Origin of the sequence: Pseudomonas sp. MWU12-2037 (genome assembly GCF_023242345.1) — a bacterium.
Classification (GTDB): Bacteria; Pseudomonadota; Gammaproteobacteria; order Pseudomonadales; family Pseudomonadaceae; genus Aquipseudomonas; species Aquipseudomonas gingeri_D.
This window is the reverse complement of sequence record NZ_JALLIZ010000056.1, coordinates 1-545: the sequence shown is the minus strand read 5'-3', so window position 1 is coordinate 545 and position 545 is coordinate 1. Positions and strand designations below refer to the sequence as shown.

The window sequence follows — 545 nt, the reverse complement described above, 5'->3', positions numbered from 1 at the left end:
TGGCAGGGCGTGACGCTCAACGCGGGCTCGCTCGATAACCGCAACAGCGGCACGGTTTCCAGCCGTAGCGGTAACGTTGATGTGACGCTCAGCGGTGCGCTGCTCAACAGCAACGCAGGCGCACTGGCCAGTCAGCAAGCCTTGACCATCAGGGCGGGTAGTCTTGATAACAGCGCCGGTACGCTTTCCAGTGCGGGCGCTCAGAGCCTGACGGTCACCGGCCTGTTGAATAACGGCCAAGGTGGCCTGATCGACGCCGGCACGCTGCTGACGCTGAACGCCATGGCCCTGAGCAACGGCGGCACGGTCCAGGCGCAACAGGCACTGACTTTCACCGGTACCGATCTCGATAACAGCAACGGCACCCTGAGTGGCGGCGCGGCGGTGACGCTTGACCTGCTAGGCACACTGACCAACACCCATGGCAAACTCTCCAGTGTCGGTCCGCTGGTGGTGCAACGCAGCACACAGATCAACAACCAGGGCGGTGCACTCTACAGCCAGGGCTTGATGACCTTGCTCACCGGTGGTCTGGACAGCAGCAA

1 protein-coding gene is annotated in these 545 nt (G+C 62.8%); it reads left to right on the top strand.

Translation table 11 applies throughout. The features are described 5' to 3' along the window. On the top strand, nt 1-545 hold a 545-nt coding region (locus tag M5B42_RS32070), incomplete at both ends, for a hypothetical protein (RefSeq protein ID WP_248748067.1).